This is a genomic window from Staphylococcus sp. FSL W8-0774, from assembly GCF_038006785.1.
Taxonomy (GTDB): domain Bacteria; phylum Bacillota; class Bacilli; order Staphylococcales; family Staphylococcaceae; genus Staphylococcus; species Staphylococcus pasteuri.
The window spans coordinates 36,930-54,796 of sequence record NZ_JBBOVW010000001.1; the positions used below are offsets into that span (position 1 = coordinate 36,930).

General features: G+C 28.5%; 18 protein-coding genes. 12 read left to right on the forward strand and 6 right to left on the reverse strand.

Going from position 1 to position 17,867, the window contains the following annotated elements:
- Positions 1-12 precede the first annotated feature (12 nt).
- The 4 genes from NSQ15_RS00160 (at position 13) to isaB (ending at position 2,639) form a co-directional block, all read left to right on the forward strand.
- On the forward strand, positions 13-171 hold the full coding sequence (locus tag NSQ15_RS00160; RefSeq protein WP_017638051.1) for a hypothetical protein: 159 nt from the start codon (positions 13-15) through the stop codon (positions 169-171).
- Positions 172-750 carry a Fic/DOC family protein gene (locus NSQ15_RS00165; RefSeq protein ID WP_051522845.1) on the forward strand — a complete coding sequence of 193 codons (579 nt, stop codon included), beginning with the start codon at positions 172-174 and terminating at the stop codon, positions 748-750.
- A gap of 285 nt (positions 751-1,035) precedes the next feature.
- Positions 1,036-1,839 carry a Cof-type HAD-IIB family hydrolase gene (locus NSQ15_RS00170; RefSeq protein ID WP_070451739.1) on the forward strand — a complete coding sequence of 268 codons (804 nt, stop codon included), beginning with the start codon at positions 1,036-1,038 and terminating at the stop codon, positions 1,837-1,839.
- A 302-nt stretch (positions 1,840-2,141) separates the two neighbouring features.
- Positions 2,142-2,639 carry an immunodominant staphylococcal antigen IsaB family protein gene (gene isaB / locus NSQ15_RS00175; RefSeq protein ID WP_070451737.1) on the forward strand — a complete coding sequence of 166 codons (498 nt, stop codon included), beginning with the start codon at positions 2,142-2,144 and terminating at the stop codon, positions 2,637-2,639.
- Positions 2,640-2,762: 123 nt separating this feature from the next.
- Here isaB and NSQ15_RS00180 read toward each other — a convergent pair whose 3' ends face one another.
- Entirely contained in the window at positions 2,763-3,332 is a 570-nt protein-coding gene (locus tag NSQ15_RS00180; protein WP_070451736.1) for a LysE family translocator, read from the reverse strand.
- 108 nt (positions 3,333-3,440) lie between these two features.
- Between NSQ15_RS00180 and NSQ15_RS00185 the strand changes: the two genes are divergently transcribed.
- A complete protein-coding gene (locus tag NSQ15_RS00185) occupies positions 3,441-4,322 on the forward strand; it encodes a LysR family transcriptional regulator (protein ID WP_340746858.1) in 882 nt (293 codons plus the stop codon).
- Positions 4,323-4,510: 188 nt separating this feature from the next.
- Here the strand turns inward: NSQ15_RS00185 and NSQ15_RS00190 are convergent, their stop codons facing one another.
- The 3 genes from NSQ15_RS00190 to NSQ15_RS00200 are packed head-to-tail and all read right to left on the reverse strand — an operon-like array spanning position 4,511 to position 7,321.
- Positions 4,511-5,476, reverse strand: coding sequence for an amidohydrolase family protein (locus NSQ15_RS00190; protein ID WP_070451732.1), 966 nt, complete (start codon positions 5,474-5,476; stop codon positions 4,511-4,513).
- Positions 5,477-5,529: 53 nt separating this feature from the next.
- Entirely contained in the window at positions 5,530-5,901 is a 372-nt protein-coding gene (locus tag NSQ15_RS00195; RefSeq protein ID WP_108000551.1) for a DoxX family protein, read from the reverse strand.
- 22 nt (positions 5,902-5,923) lie between these two features.
- Positions 5,924-7,321, reverse strand: a complete 1,398-nt coding sequence (locus NSQ15_RS00200; RefSeq protein WP_154873886.1) for an MDR family MFS transporter — start codon at positions 7,319-7,321, stop codon at positions 5,924-5,926.
- Between the two features lie 141 nt (positions 7,322-7,462).
- Between NSQ15_RS00200 and NSQ15_RS00205 the strand changes: the two genes are divergently transcribed.
- Together NSQ15_RS00205 and NSQ15_RS00210 are read left to right on the forward strand one after the other, a co-directional pair.
- Entirely contained in the window at positions 7,463-8,248 is a 786-nt protein-coding gene (locus NSQ15_RS00205; protein ID WP_340746859.1) for an arylamine N-acetyltransferase, read from the forward strand.
- Between the two features lie 25 nt (positions 8,249-8,273).
- A complete protein-coding gene (locus tag NSQ15_RS00210; protein ID WP_017638061.1) occupies positions 8,274-8,849 on the forward strand; it encodes a TetR/AcrR family transcriptional regulator in 576 nt (191 codons plus the stop codon).
- A 295-nt stretch (positions 8,850-9,144) separates the two neighbouring features.
- On the opposite strand, the gene NSQ15_RS00215 is transcribed toward NSQ15_RS00210, so the two are convergent.
- Together NSQ15_RS00215 and NSQ15_RS00220 are read right to left on the reverse strand one after the other, a co-directional pair.
- Positions 9,145-9,597: a hypothetical protein gene (locus NSQ15_RS00215; protein WP_124760259.1), complete on the reverse strand. Its 453-nt coding sequence runs from the start codon at positions 9,595-9,597 to the stop codon at positions 9,145-9,147.
- Between the two features lie 21 nt (positions 9,598-9,618).
- A complete protein-coding gene (locus NSQ15_RS00220) occupies positions 9,619-10,194 on the reverse strand; it encodes a hypothetical protein (protein ID WP_070451724.1) in 576 nt (191 codons plus the stop codon).
- 380 nt (positions 10,195-10,574) lie between these two features.
- Here NSQ15_RS00220 and NSQ15_RS00225 point away from each other — a divergent pair, with 380 nt between their 5' ends.
- From NSQ15_RS00225 to NSQ15_RS00245, 5 genes are all read left to right on the forward strand, one after another.
- The gene (locus NSQ15_RS00225) at positions 10,575-11,537 is read left to right on the forward strand and encodes a zinc-binding dehydrogenase (protein WP_124760262.1); all 963 of its coding nucleotides are present in this window, start codon (positions 10,575-10,577) and stop codon (positions 11,535-11,537) included.
- Between the two features lie 236 nt (positions 11,538-11,773).
- Positions 11,774-13,504, forward strand: a complete 1,731-nt coding sequence (locus tag NSQ15_RS00230; protein ID WP_117239463.1) for a DUF2075 domain-containing protein — start codon at positions 11,774-11,776, stop codon at positions 13,502-13,504.
- Positions 13,497-13,835, forward strand: coding sequence for a nucleotide pyrophosphohydrolase (locus NSQ15_RS00235; RefSeq protein ID WP_117239462.1), 339 nt, complete (start codon positions 13,497-13,499; stop codon positions 13,833-13,835). Before NSQ15_RS00230 ends, NSQ15_RS00235 begins: the two co-directional genes overlap by 8 nt.
- Before the next feature lie 80 nt (positions 13,836-13,915).
- The gene (locus NSQ15_RS00240; protein ID WP_117239461.1) at positions 13,916-15,802 is read left to right on the forward strand and encodes a hypothetical protein; all 1,887 of its coding nucleotides are present in this window, start codon (positions 13,916-13,918) and stop codon (positions 15,800-15,802) included.
- Positions 15,803-15,913: 111 nt separating this feature from the next.
- Complete coding sequence (locus tag NSQ15_RS00245; protein ID WP_070451713.1) at positions 15,914-17,782, forward strand: DUF262 domain-containing protein; 1,869 nt, start codon at positions 15,914-15,916, stop codon at positions 17,780-17,782.
- Positions 17,783-17,867: the final 85 nt, after the last annotated feature.

The following is a 17,867-nucleotide window of genomic DNA, read 5'->3' on the forward strand; positions in this document are numbered from 1 at the left end:
GGAGGCGATAATATGATTACAATTGATTCAAAAGTTAACAAACAAATCGCTAAAAATCTTTCACTTGAAGGCATGGATGTAACTAAGGAACAACAAAAACAAATTCTTGATGTTATTAATAATAAAAAGGAAATTACGAATGAAGTGATTCGTAAAATCGCTTTTAAATAAATGAAATATAAAGCAACTTTTCAGGACGAATATCTTATAAATTCGAACTTGCTAGGTGCCCAAACAATAGATGAATTAGAGCAACTTGAGAAAGTTGCTTTTTATATTGTTGAAGGTTTAATGCAAGAAGAGGGATACGACTTTTTGTTTCCATTATCTGTAAGTTCAATCAAGTTATTACATAAAAAACTATTCGAAAGAATATACAGTTTTGCTGGTGAGATTAGAGATGTAAGCCTTATGAAAGAAAATACGCGGTTTTGTGAACCACAGTATATTAATACAAATTTAAATAAACTCATCGAAGAATTTAAATTAGAAGATGAGTGGTCCGATATAAAGGTTGCAGCAGAGAAACTTGCTTATTATAAAATAGAGTTGAATATGATACATCCTTTTCGTGAAGGTAACGGAAGAACAATAAGGTTAATAGTTAGAGAAATAGCTAAGCTAAAAGGATATGAATGGCGTACTGATTTATTAGATCGAGAAAATTATATAGATGCAATGAAAAAATCAATTTGGAATGAAAAAGCTTTAATTAAAATATTTGAAAACACACTGTTTACATTAAAATAATCTTTATAGATATATAGATAGGCATGTAATAGTTTCGTTTCAAATAATACATATGTTTCAAGTTAGTAGTCACATTGTTAGTCACAAATTAAAGCATCCATCACAGCAAAATGACAGATGCTCTATTTTATCCACAATTCTTAATGTTACTTTTTTAGCAAAGTGAACACAAATCAGTTACTTATACTTATAGTGATTTTTCAATTCAGCCTTTAGTTTAGAAATTATATCATTTATAAAACTGAACCTAGTATATTATTTTTAATAAAAAAAAGAGGGATAGCCATGTTTAAACTAGTAGTTACAGATATGGATGGGACGTTTTTGAATTCGGAAGGTAGTTTTAATCGTGAAAAGTTTCAACAATTATCAACTCAATTAAAAGATAAGGGGATTCGTTTTGCCTTTTGTACTGGTAAGCAAAATGAGCGCGTGGATGCGATAGTTGGAGACTTAACTAAGGATTTATTTATCATCGGGGATAGTGCTTCTCGAATTAAAATCAATGATATGAATATATACGCCAAGACGTTCAGCAATCAACTGGGCCTTGAATTAATTCAAACTATTAAACATATTGATGATCAACTAGTTATTATTGTTTGTACAGAAGGTATGGCTTATGTAGAAGATACTATTTCTCAGAAAGAACGAGAAATGGTTTTAGGTTCATATGAAAAAGTAACATTTTTAGATGATTTAAATACGATTGATAAAGATATTTTAAAAATTACTATTTTTGATACGCAAGGTCAGTGTTTTGAACATGTTAAAGGTTTAGAAAAATATAATTATGATCTATATATTGTTGCTTCAGAAAAGAATTGGATAGACATCACACATAAAGACGTTGACAAAGGGAAAACCATTCGCTTCTTACAAAATCTACTAAATATTAGCAGTGATGAAACAATTGCATTTGGTGATGGTCTAAACGATATTCCTTTATTTGAAAATGCACGATACAAAGTCGCAATGGATAATGCCTACCCAGAACTAAAAGATAAGGCTAATTTAATTTCTATTAATAACGATAGAGACGGTGTCATAGAAACATTAAATACATTGCTTGAGAATTATGAAGATTAAATTCTGTTATACAAATCAAGTTAAGGTATATTAGTGTAGATGTATCTTAGCTTGATTTTTTCATCTTATAAATAAAACCTTCAATGTTACTCTCTGAATATTTAATCATATTCTAAGGCTCATTATTCACGCCTTTCCACCAACTAAAAAAGCTTAACTTTTTGTTCTTAACAAAAATATGTAAAGTGATGAAACAACAAAAAATAAATATAAAAAATATTGTGAAAACTTATTGTAATATTTGTAATAATTTCGTAATATAAAAGAGCAATAGCTAATTTCAATAGGGATGTGGAAAAATTATGAATAAAATGGGTAAATTGATTCTTTCAGCAGGTATTGTTTTAACAGGTGCAACGGTTAGTGTTGCAGGCGTAGCAACTCCAGTAACACATGCAGCAACTACTCCTCATTACACTTACAATGGTAATGCAGGTTACAACGCAAAATTTGTAACTGAAAAAGCGTTTATTAATGCATTGAAACATAATAATGTAACAATGAATAGTATTAAAGTAAACGCTAAAGCTCAAAACTTCAAAAGTGGTAGTTCATTAACTTATAAAAAGAAATATGATCAACAGTTCGAATACATTAACAAAAAACCAGTTTCTGCGTCATTCTCAGTTACAAACAAATCATTGAAAGTATCTGATGTTAAAAAAGCATATGCTGGATATAAATTAAAAGAAGATAAAACACACAATGGTCTTATTTATAATGTGAATGGACAACAAATTAGCTTTAATTACAATGGCAAATATATTGAAAAAGTCATGATTGGTAAATATAACGCATAATTTTTAAAATAAAAATAAATACAAAGTATTTGTACTAAAACCCAAAGTTCAACTTTGGTTAAGTACACGATTTCAAAGGTTTGTTTCCTATATTGTTTAGGAAACAAGCCTTTTAATTTTCCTCTAAATAAATATAGAAATAGCTGAATATAAAAGTAATAAAGACATAACGATATTAAAAGCAGTTTGATGTTGATTTAGCCATTCGTTAAGCATGCTACCCGCAAATGCCCAAACTAGGAGACAAGCCCAACCAATCAAGACGCTAATGATTAAATAGATTAGAATCCATATTGAACCAGTAACTGAAGGGATAATGAAAGCACCCATTAAAGTGATAAAAAATAATAGAGATTTCATATTAAGTACTTGTAGTACAAAACAGCTTTTAAAGCTCTGATAGGCTTTAGAAGGGGCTTTACTTTTGGTTGAAGTTAAAATTTTAAAGGATAGGTAAATCAAGTAAGCAAATCCTAAATATTTAAGAGGTGTTTCAATATAAACAATCCATTTACTGAATAAAAGGATGACAATATAAGAAGCTAACCCTAAAAAGGCAAATCCTGTAAGAATACCTGTAATGAAAGATTTACCACCACGTAAACCATATATTCTCGTAGCATTCATCATAAATAAATTACTTGGACCTGGTGTGATAGAAGTAACAAAGACATATATTAAAAACGATAACACGTTGTTCGCCTACCTTTCTATGTTATTATAGTAAGGATATTAATATAAGTGAAATTAATGATAATAATATTGAAATTAATCCTACTAATATATAAAGGTGAATCGGCCATGGAATTGAGACAAGTAAAAATAATTAAAACATTAATAGAAACAGGTAGTTATACCAAGACTGCCCGCAGGCTTAATTACACACAATCAAATGTGACTCAGCAAGTACAACTTTTAGAGAAAACCTTGAATCAAAAGCTATTTGATTATCGGCACAAACAACTACTTTCAACACCATTTCTTAAAGAAATCTTACCGATGATTAATCAAATTTATGATGCAGAACAACAAATTAAACAAATATCATCACATAATAATACAGTCCGTAAGGTCAGAATAGCTGCACCAGAATCATTAATGATTACAGGATTAAGTGAAGTCATTAAAAATATGATTCATAATTATCCCAATATAGATATTAATCTTCAAAATAACAGTTGCAGTATGAATCAAGAGAAGTTACTTGAGGACGAAGTAGATATTGCCTTTGTATTGAATGATGGTGTAAATCATCATAAATTGAATTCTACTTTGATTTGTGAGGAAGACATTGTTGTCGTGGCACATCAAGAAGCACCAGACCACTTTAATGAATTGTTACAGTACCGACAATACAATCATTTTGTAATTAATGAAAAAGGGTCTGTATATAGAAATATGTTTGAAAAAATCATTCAAAATAATCAAATAGATATTATAAAAACAACCGAATTATGGAGTATAGGAGTTATCAAATCGTTGTTATTAGATAATATTGGTTTTTCTTTTTTACCTTATCGTACTGTTAAAAAAGAGATTGAATCTAGACAACTTAAAGTAATTGATACACCATTTTCTGTAGAAAAGTTAGGCTCATATATACTTACAAAGTCATATCCATGGAACAAAGATATTAATCAACTAATGATTGAAGAGGTAACAAATTTTTTCAGTAGTAAGTAAGAAATTTCCATTTTCGGTTCAAACAAAATGTTTCATAAAAAGCTAAATTAATCACTAAAGTACAATAAAAATCCCTTTTGAAAGTTGTCTCATAGAATCATGGACGACCAATCAAAAGGGATTTTCTTTATCATTTCATAGAATATAAAACGATGCTTATAGTTACGATTAAATCTTCAAGCAATGCCTTAAGAATGATTATCTATTTGATAAAATTCAATGGCATTACCTCTTAAAATACCATCAATGGTATCAGGATCGATATCACTATTTTTAATATAGTCTACGCCGCGAGTATATTTCTCATCTTGGAAGTAAGGGAAGTCTGACCCCATCATAAATTTATCTTTACCAAATGTTTCAATAGAGCTAATCAATGAAGGTTCATGGAAGTTAGCTGTATCGTACCAAAATTGACGATTTAACACTTCATAAGGATCAATATTAAAGGCATTCCAGTCTTCATAATTATCTTTAATACGAGTCATGAAGAATGGTAATGCGCCACCTAAATGTGAAATATGGAATTTAATATTTGGATATTTCTGTGGAATTTCATTTTTAATCAATTGTAAGGTAATGAATGTAGACTCTAATGGTGCGCCAATAACCCATTCTAATTGATAGTCATTGACTAACGGACTTTGAGCACCGCAACCTGTTGGATGAATATAAATCGTAGCATTTAACTCATTCATTGCTGCAAAGAAAGGTTCAAATTGTTTGTCAGCTACAGATACTTTATCTTTCACGATAGTTGGAATAGCAATGCCCACAAACTCGTCCTTTTTCAAAAGCGCTTGTGCCTCTTCAATAGCTTGATCGACATAAGGAAGTGAGACAGCACCATATGCTAAGAAACGATCTGGATATTGTTGAACTAGTCCTTCATATAAGTCGTTGATTTCTTGAGCACTTTGATGAGCTTCTTCTTTAGTACCCCATTGTGGAGATTGTGGCGTTGCAGAAATAATTTGTAAGTCTACGCCTGCATCGTCCATCATTTTGAAACGTTTGTCTAAATCTTCTTTAGAGGCAGATTGATTAATACCTTTAGCAACCTCAGTACCTTGACTGCCTAATTTACCAAGTTTATCTAAATAATCTTCATCCCATAAATGTGCGTGTGTATCAATCGCTTTTGTTTCAGTCATAATTTCCCCTCCATTAAAAATTGTTGTTCATATTCTAATCATTAACATTCATCTTATTTATTACGAGATAAGCTTAACACTTCCAGTAAACTTAATACATTTAAGAAGAAAAATTTAGAAGCAGCTTGAGCGCCTTTATGACCATGACCAGCTTTGTAGTGGTTATAAATTGCTGTACCCATAACAATGTTAATCATAATCGTACCAACAGCTACTAATTTCTTACCTAATTTACCGAAAATAGAAGTAAATAAAAGAAGTGATCCAATCATTTCGAAAGCGCCTGCTAATCTCATAGATCTACGTGATAAACCAAAGCCTTGTTCGAATTGTTGAGCCATTTCATCACTGTTTTTTACTTTTGGTAGACTACTTTTAAAAATTTCACTACCTACATATGCGTTAATAACATGTCTTAATAACATTTAAAAATCCCCCAATATAATATTAATTTCCTTGTTTTTTAACAAAAAATGCAATGATAGTACCTATTAAGGCAATCAATGCGACTACATAGAATGTAATATCTAGACCATGAATAAGGCCTTGAATACCACTCAATGATGATGTTTTACCTAGTCCAGTCATCAATGTGACTAAAATGCCAGTACCTATTGCAGCTGAAACTTGTCTAATCGTATTATTCATTGCAGTACCATGAGCAATATATTGACGTGGTAAAGCATTCAAAGCTTGAGTTGTCATAGGCGTCATAATCATAGCATTACCTAACATGACAATTGAAAATGAAATAATCACATATAATGGTGTTGTATTTTCACTAAATTGAGCCATGAATAATGCGCCAATCATAATGGTTAACATCCCAATGATACTCAATATACGGCCGCCAATTTTATCATATAAATTACCAGTTACAGGTGATAACAATCCCATAATCAACCCGCCAGGCAATAAAATAAGTCCTGATTCTAATGGTGACCATTTCATCATCGTTTGCATATAAATCGGTAAAATGGTTAGATTCCCTATAAATAACATGAACATGAGTACAATTAAGACCATCGCGATTGAAAAATCATTATATTTAAACACTCTAAATTCCAATAATGGTGATTCTAGTTTTAATTGTCGGAAAATAAATGCGGTTAATACTACTATCGCAACAATAATAGTGATATAAACCATAGGATGTGACCATCCTAAGTTTCCGGCTGTACTAAAGCCATATAATAAGCCACCAAAGCCGATTGTCGACATAATAACTGATAGTTTATCTAAGGTTGGCTTACTTAGTTCTGTTATATTCTCTAATGATAGATATCCGAATATAAAATCAACAATACCTATCAACAATACAACTAGGAACAGGTAACGCCAATCGAATATATTGACGAACCAACCAGCTGCAGTAGGTCCAATTGCGGGTGCAAAACCTATCACAAGACCAAACATTCCCATTGCCATTCCACGTTTCTCAGGTGGAAACATGATGAAAAGTAATGTCTGTGTAAGTGGCATGAGCATACCAGCACCTAAAGCTTGGATACTACGTCCTACTAATAACATTGGAAAATTAATTCCCAACATACATATAAATGAACCAATAATTAAAAAACACGTTGCACTAAAAAATAAAGAACGTAATGTAAAACGTTCAATTAAAAAAGCTGTGATAGGAATCATAATCCCATTGACAAGCATAAAAATTGTTGTGAGCCATTGTGCTGTACTACTTGATATCGCAAAATCTTTCATTATTTCTGGAAGTATTGTCGTCATCAACGTTTGATTCAGCACACCAACAAAAGCACCTATCATTACGACAGCTATCACACGGTTCCGTTGCTTCAAATCTATATTAAAACCATATTCATTTCCCAAATTTTGACACCCCGCTTTTAAGTGGAACCTACTATCACTTATTTTATACGGAATGCGTTCCGTTTGTCAATTTAATGATTCGAGGGTATGATATTATGTATCTAATAAAATGAACATATAGAAATGAAAGAGGTAATTTAAATGAATTTTGAAGGTTTAGAACAATATTTAAATATTGATAATACAAAATATAATACGCCTAGTTTAGATGCACTCAATTATTATTTAAAACAATATATGTTAACTGTTCCGTTTGAAAATATTGACGTTCAAAATGGAGTGAAAATTTCTGTAGAAGTAGAAGATATTTATAACAAAGTAGTAAATCATCAACGTGGTGGCTTTTGTTATGAGATGAATAATTTCTTTAAAGCGTATTTAGAACATAAAGGATTTACTGTAAATATGGTTTCCGCAACGATTCATACCCCTGGTGGTGGCAGAAGTTTAAAAGGTTCTCATATGTCTTTAATAGTACCTATTGATGGCGTTGATTATGTTTCAGATGTGGGATTTGGTGATTTGCCATTAAGTGTAATGCCAATTACTCAAGAAGATAATAGTACAATTATTCATGATATTAATGGAGATTTTCGTGCGATTTACGTCAACGATAACTTATTTTATATACAAAAATGGAAAGAAGATGACTGGGATACACAATATGAAGCGGAATTAACACCTCGTCATATTCATGACTTTGATTACAATATTGAATATAACCAAACGAATCCTAATTCTACCTTTGTGAAACGTTTATTAGTCACAATGCCTAAGTCATACGGCCGTGCTACAATGTCACAAGATAATTTAACTTTAACTAAACAACAAAAGAAAGAAAAATATGACGTAACATCTGAGAATTATAGACAATTTTTAAAAGAAGAATTTAATTTGGATGTTAAAATTGATAGATTAGGAAGTTAAAAATAACTTTAAAAGAAGGGTTATTATGGAAAGAAATCAGCGAAAAAAACGAAGCGATGCCGAATATAACCAACAGATGATCCTAACAACAATGGAAGACTTGCTTGAACAGGGAGAAGATATAAGCACTAAAAAAATGTCGGATCTCGCTAAACTATCAGGCGTTGGCGTTGGTACATTATATCGTCATTTTGAAAGTAAATCATTGTTATGTCAGGCTATTATGGATAAAAAGGTCGATCAAATGTTTATAGAAATAGAAAATCTTTTATCGGAAAATGAACAATGGTCTGTGCGAGATAAAATCTATACAATTTTATCAAAGTATTTAGATTTAAAAGAAGCTAACTTCACAACATTAAATTTCATAGAAAAATCCAGCGAGCACTTTAATTCGATTATTAATATTCCATTTTTTGAGCGACTTAAAAATTTATTAAGTGAACAATTCGAAGAAGACATGTACACAGACGACTTAGATTTCAGACTTAATTTAATGCTTAATTCCTTTTCATCCGACTTCTATTACTTTGTAAAACATAATCAACAACTATCTAAAGATCAATTCTTAACAAAACTATTAGACTTGTTTCAGATATAAATAGATTTCAATATAGAAGGATTGACATAAATATCTTTAAGGACTTTTATTAGATAATTAACGTTTGAACTCTAGAAAAAATGATATCTTGTTAACAAATAAAAACCTCTTGTGAACCGTTGATGTGACGGCTTGTAAGAGGTTTTATGTGATAAAGTCATTAATTATGAGTTAAAAATCAATTATACTCGAATAGGTTGTTAATTAAATTCTCAATTATATTTTTAGTTGAAAATACATTTTCTAAAAGCTATCCTGCTTTTTGCACAATTAGTTTTGTTTTTTTCTTCAGTATTTATTGATTCTGGTTGTTTTTTAGCTGATTTCTAACATAATTTGCATACTCGTTACCTTTTTGATATTCAAATCTTCCCTCGACGACTTTTTTATTATCATCATCCATATTTTGAGTGTAATAGTTCATTAATTCCTCGTCAGACATGTTATCGATATTTGAATTATTAGAAGTTGTATTACTTTTATTACTTTGATTATTAGCTGGTTGTTGCTCATTATTATTTTGTATTGCTTCATTAGTGGAATTATTTTGACTACTATTATTACTAGTTTGGTTGTCATCATTAGTTGTCTCAGATTTTTGATTATCTTTTGTTTTACTATCTTGTGTTTGTTTATTGTCACTTGAAGCTAACACACTGTTTTTAAGTTGACTGTAACCAAAAAGTATTCCTGAACCTAATACGACTAATACAAACAATATTGATAAACCAATAATTACATTTTTCATTCTTTATATTCTCCGTTTTAATTAATTTTCACTGTCATCTTCATCTTCTGTATTTTCGCTATCAACATTTGCATTTTTAGCTGACATATTCACTTCATTACCAGCATCTCCAGCAGGTCTACCATTAATCGTTTTAGGATTAGAGCTGTTTGAATTATCTTCATTATTTTTATCTTTAGTCCATTCTTGGGCCATTCTATCGGAAACAGGTTGGAATTTACCTTCGTCTGCTAGTTTTTGTGCTTCAGGAGTTAATTCAGATGTAGAAATCAAGCCATCCCCATTTTTATCAAATCTGAGAAGGTTATTAGGATCTTCTTCATTTGTAGTGTTTGCTTGTTCATTTGTATTATTTTGTGAGCTATTTTGTGTATTACTTTGATTCGTATTGTTGGAATAATCTTGTTGGCTACTCTTATCTGTAGTAGTATCATTTGATTTTGAATCTTTATCTTTACTCTCTTTTATAGTAGTTTCAGTCTTTTTCTGATGATTACTGGCGGTTAGATTTTTAACGCTACTATAGCCGAATATTGCTGCAATTCCTATCATCAAAATGAGTGCAATAATCGTTAATATTTGAATAATTTTTTTCATATTTAATTTTCCTCTTTTTCTTATTTGAAAATATCTGCGTATTGTTTAAATTATATAAATTGTCATATTAATGTTTAAAACAGTGGTTAGTGAACTTAAGGTTATCAAACTTTAATAATTATATCTACTATATTATTGAATTAATTTATACTTTTTAGTTATTTGTAAAATTTATATTAAGTAGTAACGCTATGTTTTTTATTTTTGAAAAAGGTAGTAGTTTAAAATGTTTTAGTTATTTAAACTGAAAGTTAAATCAAACTGCAACTTATGGAATTCAGTACATAAGAGAATAATTTTTAAACAAAGGCATTAATTTAGTATAAAATGGGGAAAATAGAAATGAGATTCTTCCAACAAAAATAAAGGAGAGAAAACATATGAAAGCAGTTGTCATATATAATCCTGGTGATTCAGAACAATTAAAATATCAAGATGTTGAAACACCTGTCGTCAAAGAAGGCTGGTCTTTAGTGAAAATAAAGGGATTTGGTATTAATCGTTCAGAAATTTTCACTCGACAAGGTTTTTCACCTTCTGTACAATTCCCGAGAATATTAGGAATTGAATGTGTAGGGGTGATTGAAGAATCAACAGATTCTGAGAGATTACCTAAAGATCAAACGGTCGTTTCTATAATGGGGGAAATGGGACGTGACTTTGATGGTAGTTATGCGCAATATGCATTATTACCTAATGAACAAATTTATCCTATAGATACTAATTTATCGTGGGAGACGCTAGCTACTATTCCTGAAACATACTATACGGCATTTGGTTCTATGAAAAATTTAAAAATTGAACATAATGACAAAGTATTAGTAAGAGGTGCAACTAGTGGTGTAGGCGTAGCTTTTCTTAATCTAATTAAAGCTAAATATAAAGATGTAACAGTAAGTGGTAGTACACGGGATATGAGTAAGAAATCATTGCTTATAGAAGTAGGCTTTGATGAAGTAATCGAAGATAAAGAAAATGAACTAGATACAAGTTCTGAATATGATAAAGTGTTAGAATTGGTTGGTACAGTTACCATTAAAGATAGTTTTAAACATCTTAAAGAGGGCGGAATCCTTTGTGATACAGGAATACTTGGAGGTAAGTGGTACTTAGAAGAATTTGATCCTATCTTTGATATTAAGAAAAATAGTTACCTAACAAGCTTTGTTTCAGAAAATGTTGATGAAGCAAAGATAAAAGAACTCTTTGATTATATAGAAACCAATAATATTATTGTTAAACCAGAAAAAATATTCAAACTCGATGAAGTCAATAAAGCACACGACTATTTAGAAAGCACAAATAGCTTCGGCAAAGTTATTGTGTTAAACGAATTTGAGTAAGGATGATAACAAGAACACTTAAATATAAAGCAGGCGACTAATGATACAAGTCACCTGCTTTTATTGTGTTTAACTAGAGGATTTTTGAGAGGAAAATAATGAAGTTTGAAATAAGAACAAAGTTTAGTAAATAATAGTTTAAAACATTAAAGGCAATAAATATCAAAAAACTATATAAAAGTATCACAAAATTGATAAAATAGAGATTAATAGATGATAATTCAATAGGTGATATGATGGGAAATTTATTAAAAATAGAAAATATTAAATATTCATTGGATAATTTGGATAGTTCAGTACAAAAGTGGAATTCTTCGGCAGATGGAAGATATTTATTAAGGTATCCAACTGTATACATAATTAATGATAAAAAGCGTGAAAACAATTTTGAAGTCTATGTGGGAGAAACGGCAGATATTAGAAATAGAACCAGACAACATCTTAATGCTGATACAAAGGTAAAAACCTTTTGGGAAGAATTTTCTGAATCAAATCAATCATCAATGTATGTGATTGGTCATGAGTTATTTAATAAATCGTTAACACTCGATATTGAAAATAGATTAATGCAGTATTTATTAAGCGTTGATAATATTACTAGGGTTCATAATAGTAGAACTAATCAACAAAATGAATATTATACGTCTGACATGCTAGACGAAATTTTCTCTGAGATTTGGAAATCTTTAAACAAAGAAAATAAATCTCTATTTCCTATCGAAAGTATTATTAAGGATTCAGCTATATTCAAAGCGTCTCCTTTCCATAAATTGACTCAAGAACAAATTAATGCGAAAGAAGAAATCTTAACTAAAATTAAAGAATCTATACTTTTAGACGAAGATGGACAATTGATTATTGTTGAAGGTGAAGCGGGATCTGGAAAAACTGTTTTAATGAGTACACTACTATATGAATTAGGAAAATATCATTTGGATTTAGATAAAAATCTAGATATTCATCTTCTTGTAAATCAAAATGAACATGTTTCTATATATAATCAAATAGCATCTAAATTAGGTATATCTAACAAAAACAATAAAATAGTTGGTAAGCCAACGAGCTTTATTAATAATCATTCACCAGATGAAAAGGTAGATGTTGTTATTGTAGACGAGGCACATTTACTTTTAACTCAAGGTAAACAAAGTTATCAAGGAAAAAATCATCTAGACGATTTATTAGCAAGAGCTAAAGTTGTAGTAATCGTTTTTGACTTAAAACAAGTCTTAACGACTGAACAAATTTGGGAAGCAGACAAACTAAATGAATATTTTGATGTTACAAAAAGTAAAAATAATCTTGTAACTTTAAAAAATCAAATGCGTATTAATAGTGATGATTCCACAGTTAAATGGATTAGAAATTTAGTAGATAATCAAACAATTAACACTATACCTAAAGATAAAAAAGGGTATGAAATTAAAATTTTTGATACGCCAGTTGATTTGGAAAATGCTATTAGAAATAAAGCACAACACACAGATAGTGGTATTTCAAGAATGCTTGCTACATTTGACTGGAAGTATAAAGATAAGCCTCCTGAAGATGAGGATTTTTGGCGAGTTAAAATTGGAAACTGGTCTATGCCATGGAATTATCAATTAAAAACTAAAAGAAACCAATCTAAATTACCATGGGTTGAACGAGAACAAACAATTGATGAAATAGGGTCTACATATACTATTCAAGGATTAGATTTAAATTATGCCGGCGTTGTAATAGGACCTTCTGTTAAATATCGAGATGGTAAAATCATCTTTGATGAAAGCAGTAGTGCTAATAAAAAGGCAACTCGAAGAAGAACATTAGAAGATGGGTCAAAACAGTACTTCTCAGATATGCTTTTAAAAAATGAATTAAATGTCTTATTAACTCGTGGTGTTAATGGATTATATATTTATGCAGTAGATGATCAATTAAGGGAAGCACTTAAAAAAGCCGCAAAGGGTGAAAATAATGGATGAAACTAAAGAAATATTAAAAGAAATCAACCAATTTAGAGATGCTCGTAATTGGAGACAATTCCATAATGAGAAAGATTTATCATTATCTATTAGCTTAGAGGCTGCTGAATTACTCGAATTATTCCAGTGGAAGTCACCTGAAGAAGTAGTAGAAAATAAGCAAGAAAGATTAGCAGAAGAACTAGCTGACGTCTTAATTTATAGTTATATGTTAGCAGATAACTTAGATTTTGATATTAATGATATTATTCGCAAAAAACTAGTAAAGAACTCTGAAAAATACCCATTAGAAAAAAGTAAAGATAATAATTCTAAATATAATGAATTATAAAATATCAATAATTAAAAAATTTGTTAATACTCAGTTGTTATTATTGATAGATGAACCTATAAATAGGGTGAGAAACGTAAATGGAAAGAATTAAATATTTTGGTGCAGATGATTTATCAGTTGGTTGGTATTTAGAAAAAATTAACTCTAGATTGAATATTTTGAGACAAAAAGATAATCAAAATATTAATGACGTTTTAGAGCTTTATAATTGTAATATTTATTTAAATAAATTTCCTAACTACTGTTTTCAAAAAGAAAATAGAAAATTATTAGAAAAGACAAATTCAATTATAGGAAGATATTTTTCTAAAATAAATAATAAAAACATAATCCAAGAAGTTGAATATATGAACAGAATTTATAGTTCTGATTTTATGTTTTTGTTAAATAAATTTAAGACCTATAAGAAAATAAATGAAGGGAAATTTGTTTTTCTTTTGAGTAAAAAATTAATTTCTCTTAGAAAAGTCTGTGAATTTAAAGAGATAGTAGCTAATTTTAGTAGAGTTTTGTATAAATATATGAAGGAAGATATTAATAGCAGTGAGATAATTATTGATATTAAATTAGGGGTATTCAAAGGTATACTTCCAAAAGAAATTACACACGAAATAGCTAATAATTTAATATTAAATTATATAACAAGTGAAAAAGTGAGTTATAATTATTTACTTAAAATAATAGATTCTGCCTCATATGAAGGTTTCGAGATTGACGTAAAAAACAAACAAAAGGCAAAAGAAAAAATTGAAGATATTAATGAGCAAATTTTTGAGAAAAAGCAAGCTATTAAATTTCAATATAGTATAGAATTCTCAGATATAAATGAAATAATGAAGTTCGATAATCAAGGAAATAACCTTCATCTTTATTTTGATGAAAAATATCTAAAATCAAATTTAGATTACCCAACAATATTTAATAATTTTATTTGGCTATTTGAATTTATAAATTTAAATGGGAATTTAACTTGTATTTTGAATAATAAAAATAAACAAACCCAAATTGAAGAAGTGTTAAGTGTTCAAATTCCGAATAATTATCCTATTTCACATTCATTTAGAATTTTAGAAAACGTTCAGTTATTAATTATGAGAAATTATTATGAATTTTTACAAGTAAATAATATTGAGATAGAGAATGCTTTCAAATGGTTTTTCGAAGATTACGTGTCTAGTGAGTTTAGTGTCAAGAATATGGTGTTTTCAATTTCAACTTCTAGCACATATAGAGAAAAATGCTTAAATTTAGTGGCTAATATTGAATCCTTATTAAATCAAATAGAATGTTATACACTCTATGGTGAAGTTAATTTAAAATTAATCCATCTGTCATCTAGAATGATGGATTTTAAGACTTTGCATACCAACATCACTAATAAGTATATTAATACTACAAATAGTGTAGAAGAAATATACAATTTCTTTTTTTCATGTAATCCTTTATTTATTGATTTCATAAAAAGTGAAAATGATGGTTATGACAATTTCTTCGATTTGCTTTTAGATGAAGATGGAGTAGTAACATTAATTAAAGAATCAGAAATAGTAAAAAAGATAAAAAGACTCAATATGTTAAAAGTTGATGAGGATCAAACAATTACTTTGGGAAATGTAAATACAATAAATTTAATGAAAATATTACATGAAAATAATACATTGTTATTATATAGATTATCTAAAGAAGAAAGAGAAATAATAGAAACTTTCCATAAAGAAGAATTAATAGATATATCAAGTTCAATGTTTAGTAAATTAGAATCAGAGATGTTTGAATTTTACTTAAATAATAAAAGTTTTTCCAATGGATATAGTCTTAGAAACAGATATGCACATGGTAATCTAGCTTATTTAAATGAAAAAGATCATTATCAAAACTATATAATGCTATTAAGAATTACAATTATGATTATTTTAAAATTTAATGATGAAGTGTGTTTAAATAAAGAATTAACTGCTCATTAAGGTATAAAATTAATAATTATAAATTTACTTTTACTTTTTAAAATAATAGTTGATCTATACTAATTATTTTTTATACTTAGTTCAACTATAAAATTGTGAGGTTTAATTCTTATGGAAGAAAGTAAAATTGATTCACGTCACCAAAATATTTCTGAGCTCATATTTAATAGCAAACTCCCTTTTTTTATACCGGAATTCCAAAGAGAATTTGTATGGAATAAAAAAGATATTCTAGAGTTATTATATGATTTCAAAGAAGATTCAGAAGATTTTAAAAAAGAAACTAGTGAATTAAGTGGCTATTTACTTGGTAATATTGTACTAATTACGAATAAAGAATATATGACTGTCATAGATGGGCAACAGCGTTTAACTACGATAACAATAATTTTCAAAGCACTTCAGACTTATGCTAAAGAAAAGTCAAATGAAGATAGTACTTTCAAAGATAAATGGAATAACTTAACAAGTACTCTTTCTAAAGGTTATAGTATGACAAATGATTTAGGAGAATTTGTAAAGTTAAAAATTAATCACCATACGTCTTTACCTTTTGGAAGTTATTATAGACGTTTAATGCAAGATCAACAACTTGAAACCTCTTCGATTGATAATAATAGTGATAAAAACATTCATGAAATATATGAATGTGTCTCAGAATTTATAGAGGATAATTATTTAACTGAAAAACAAATAATTCGTTTTATTAACTATTTAATGTACAATGTGTATCTAATAATGACAACTGCTCCAAATGAATCTAAGGCTTTTCAATTGTTTGAAGTTTTAAATGATAGAGGTAGAGCTCTTGAACCGCTTGACTTAATTAAAAATTTAGCGTTGAAATCTATTGCAAAAAGTGGTGATGATACTTTAAGAGATGAATTTTTAGCAAACTGGAAATCTTTCAGCTTAAATTTAGAGTACCCTTTGTTAAAAGATAATCGTCGAAAAAAAATATCCTCCTCTAAGTTTTTAACAAATTATTTGTTAGCTTTTCATGGTGAAAACATTAAAAAAAATAATTTGTTGGATTATTTTAAGAAAAAACTAAAAAATTGGGATTCATATGATATTGTTGATTTTTCAAAAGATTTAGAACATATCTCTGATATTTATTCTAGATTAGAAGTTCATGATTATAAATCTTTTACAAAAAAACACGAATATTTAATCTCAATAATTTATGAAGTTATAAGTATTGAACAAGCCAAAGTCATGTTAATGCCTTTCTATTTACTTGATAAGGAAAATGAAAAAGAATTAATATTAAAAACAATTATTAGATATGTCACTACAATTCTTTTTAGTTTTAATCAGACCAATACCATTGAAAGTTTTATTCCTAAAATGATAAAAAACTATAATACGAAGAAAGATTTACAAAACACGGTTAATTTAATAAATCAAGAAATATTTTCTTTCACAGATGATATTATGTCAAATTTACCTAATAAAAAATTAGAAAATAAAAATGGCTCTCATTCGCCTAAAGCTTTACTACTATATAGATTATTAGAAGGTCTTATTTGTGAAAATGGAAATGCAATAGCTAAATCTTTATCAAAACAACTTACAATTGAACATATACTTTCACAAAAAATTAAAGTTGATGATTATACTAAAATCGGCTTTTCTGATGAAGAAGAATTTAACCAGTATAAAAACAAAGTTGGTAATTTAACTTTAATATATAATACTGATAATTCATCTATAGGAAATAAAAAATATGTAGATAAGTTACTTCATTATGAAAAAGATGTTGAATTTTTACTGACTAAAAAATTAGCAGTTAATTTAGAAACAAATGTTAAAAATGGAAAAGATACTAAACTAGTTAAATTGATTAATAGTTATATTACAACTCCTAAAAAGGATAATGTTGATGGTCATTTCACAAAAGAAATGATTGATCTTAGATCTAATGAGATAACAAATCTAGTAATTTCATTTGTTACAGATGATTTTAATATCAAATAAGTGTACCCTTAAATACCTAAATGGATAATTTTCAAAAGTATGTATAATTATCTAATAATTGATCTTCGAAATATACTGTTGTTAA